We start from the raw sequence: 1,181 nt of genomic DNA, 5'->3' as shown, positions 1-1,181 counted from the left end.
TTTAGGACACTTTCATCGTATCAAGAGGTCTTTTTATGCTCAAATCTCATTTTCATTCATTACAGGAATGCTGCCCCGTTTGTGAAATAACAGAAAAGAGCTGATCGCAGCTTTTGGATTCGGCAGGGAAGCTCCTTAATTAAAACAGATAATTTAAATTTCATATTGAAGATACAACCACTCTATTGCATCTTTTAAATTTTCTGCAACATATTCAATATCAATATCTTCAATCTTTTCATAGTGTTCGTTTAGCGTTGAATAACCTGCTCCAGTTTTCACAAGTATTTTAATGCAGTTTGCAGCTGATGCAGCCTGCATATCACTCCATCTATCACCTATCACAATACAGTTTTCTAATCGTACATTATGCTTTTCTGCACCACTACGTAACATTCCTATATTAGGTTTTCTACAATGACAACCTTCACTGTAGCTATGCGGACAAATAAAGATATCATCGAAACCAAATCCGTTTAGTTCTACTATGAAGTCACTAATAGTGGCCTTGCCTGCTGAGATACCAGGTTGATTAGTAAATGAAAATACTTTTATTCCGTCACTCTTTAATTTGCGTATTAGCTCTTTCGAGAATGAAAATAACTCAAAATCTCCAGGATAATGCACAGTGTTGTCTCCACCGATGGTACCATCTCTATCTATAAATACTGCTTCTATCTTACGTCTGTTATTCAAAATAGCCTCCTACACGCCACGAATATGTACAACTATATATTTTCGACTATATTAATGTAATTTCCTTCTTCCGCTAAACTGCCCCTTTAGCTTAAGTGCAATTATCCATAAAACTAATTACATCATTACAGCGGAAATATAGATGTAAAGGAAATATGCAACTGGAATGATAGTAATAATTAATCCTATTACCCTAGTTTTCAGTTTAAATTGTAATAATATACCAATCACCCAAATAAAGAACCAAATAATGATTGTGAAGTCATTGGTAGAACCTTCTCCAATCCCACTAAAGCCATATCCAAGAACACTAGAAATCATAACGAAAAGCCCCGTAATTACATTTACGACTATTAACATAGGTTTGTTCAACATGCTCCCCCTTTCCCTTTATAACAAAATTCCTTCTCTTCCGCTAACCTGCCCCGTTAGTAAAAAAGCGACTGCTCTAATTTCGCAATCGCACACTATAACGGATCAAGCTA

The 1,181-nt window shown here is 35.3% G+C and carries 1 protein-coding gene; it reads right to left on the bottom strand.

The window, feature by feature from the left end:
* Positions 1-153: 153 nt before the first annotated feature.
* A complete protein-coding gene (locus CYL18_RS18970; RefSeq protein WP_407984669.1) occupies positions 154-696 on the bottom strand; it encodes an HAD-IIIA family hydrolase in 543 nt (180 codons plus the stop codon).
* Positions 697-1,181: the final 485 nt, after the last annotated feature.

Source organism: Pradoshia eiseniae (assembly GCF_002946355.1).
GTDB classification, from domain to species: Bacteria; Bacillota; Bacilli; order Bacillales; family Pradoshiaceae; genus Pradoshia; species Pradoshia eiseniae.
This window is presented reverse-complemented; position numbering and strand designations above follow the sequence as displayed.